This window comes from Microbacterium sp. (assembly GCF_049661145.1).
GTDB lineage: Bacteria > Actinomycetota > Actinomycetes > Actinomycetales > Microbacteriaceae > Microbacterium.
Window position 1 is genome coordinate 1 of record NZ_JBASZT010000109.1, and the last position, 1,912, is coordinate 1,912.

A 1,912-nucleotide genomic window follows, 5' to 3' on the forward strand; every position below is an offset into this window, starting at 1 on the left:
TAGCGGCTCGGTCGAAAGATAGCGGCTCGGCGAACCAAGGTTTCGACTCGGCGCCAGGATGCCTCGCCCAACCTTGCCCGCCGCGCGCACAAACCCCGCCGCGCACACAAACCCCGCCGCGCACACAAACCCCGCCGCGCGCAAACCCCGCCGCACAAACCCCGCCGCGCGCAAACCCCGCCGCGCGCCAACCCGCCACCCACCAACCCCGCCCCGCGGCCGTTGATCCGCAGCACGTCAAAGCTTGCGCAACCGCACGGTCTCGACGGCGTGGTCGGCGGCCTTGCGCAGCACGAGCGTGGCCCGGTGCTTGGTCGGCTCGACGTTCTCGCGGAGGTTGGGCAGGTTGATGTCGTTCCAGTAGCCCATGGCAGTGTCGATGGCCTCGGCATCCGAGAGCTCGGCGAACACCTTGAAGAACGAGTTCGGGTTGGTGAAGGCGCCCTGTCGCAGCTGCAGGAATCGGTCGACGTACCACTGCGCGATGTCGCGGTCGTCGGCATCCACATAGATCGAGAAGTCGAACAGGTCGCTGACGGCGACGTCGTTGGGTGACGGCGGCGGGGAGAGCACGTTCAGCCCCTCGACGATCACGACGTCGGGTCGGCGGACGGTGACGTGGGCGTCGGGCATGATGTCGTACCGCACGTGCGAGTAGAAGGGGGCGCGAGCCTCGGCGGCACCGGATTTCACCTCGGTGAGAAAGCTGACGAGGGCGCGGCGGTCGTATGATTCCGGGAATCCCTTGCGGTGCATGATGCCGCGGCGCTCGAGCTCGGCGTTCGGATAGAGGAACCCGTCGGTGGTGACCAGCTCGACGCGCGGCGTGCCCGGCCAGCGACTCATAAGCTCCCGCAGCAGGCGCGCGATGGTCGATTTGCCGACGGCGACCGAGCCCGCGACGCCGAGGACGAACGGCGTCGTCGAATCGGTCTCACCGAGGAAGGCCGCCGTCTCGGCGCCGAGCCGCTTGGTGTTCTCGGCGTAGGTCGACAGCAGCCGGCTGAGCGGCAGGTAGACCTCGCGCACCTCGGTGAGATCGAGCCGGTCGCCGATGCCGCGCAGCTGCACGACCTCGGTCTCGGTGAGCGGGTTCGGGATGCCGGTGGCCAGCCGCGCCCACTCGGAGCGGCCGACCTCGCGGTACAGCGAGTCGACGACGGTCGCTTCTTCGGTGGACATCGCGCCCACTCTATCCTCCGCGCCGGACCCCGACCCCAAACCGGGGCCCGAACCCAGCCACTGGACGCACGCCGAACCGTGCGCGATGATGCCGTCATGGTCGCCGCACGCGAGCCGATCCGCACCCCCGACCAGCGTCTCCGCGTCTTCGTGAGTTCGACGCTGCGCGAGCTCGCGCCCGAACGGCAGGCCGCGCGGGACGCGATCGAGCGGTTGCGGCTCGCGCCGGTGATGTTCGAGCTGGGTGCGCGCCCGCATCCGCCGCGGGAACTGTACCGGTCGTACCTCGCCCAGAGCGATGTGTTCGTGGGGCTGTATGCGGAGCAGTACGGCTGGGTCGCCCCCGGCGAGGAGGTGTCGGGCCTGGAGGACGAGTACCGGCTGTCGGTCGGCATGCCGAGCCTCATCTACGTGCGCGATCCGGCGCCGGATCGGCAGCCGCGCCTGGAGGACCTGCTCGATCGCATCCGCTCGGACGATCGGGTCTCGTACAAGCCTTTCTCGGATGCCGAGGAGCTCGGCCGCCTGATCGAGGACGATCTCGCGATCCTGCTCGCGGAGCACTTCGACCGCGCGCGGGGCACCGTCGAGCATGTCGTGGCCGGAGCGGATGCCGGCGGCATCCCCGCCCCGTTCTCCCCGCTCGTCGGCCGCGAGCGGGAGCGCGCCGAGGTGCGGCGGCTGCTCGCCGACCCGGCCACCCGGATCGTCACGCTCACCGGTCCGGGCG

Annotated in this window: 2 protein-coding genes; one reads left to right on the forward strand and one right to left on the reverse strand. The window is 70.2% G+C overall.

What is annotated here, in order from left to right; all coding sequences use genetic code 11:
- Positions 1-237: 237 nt before the first annotated feature.
- Positions 238-1,182: a type I pantothenate kinase gene (gene coaA / locus WBP48_RS04745; RefSeq protein ID WP_424436833.1), complete on the reverse strand. Its 945-nt coding sequence runs from the start codon at positions 1,180-1,182 to the stop codon at positions 238-240.
- Positions 1,183-1,278: 96 nt separating this feature from the next.
- Here coaA and WBP48_RS04750 point away from each other — a divergent pair.
- On the forward strand, positions 1,279-1,912 hold a 634-nt coding region (locus WBP48_RS04750; RefSeq protein ID WP_424436836.1), incomplete at its 3' end, for a DUF4062 domain-containing protein.

Coding starts and splice junctions, on each gene's coding strand:
- coaA (WP_424436833.1), bottom strand. CDS start 1,182: ATGTCCACCGAAGAAGCGACCGTCGTCGACTCGCTGTACCGCGAGGTC.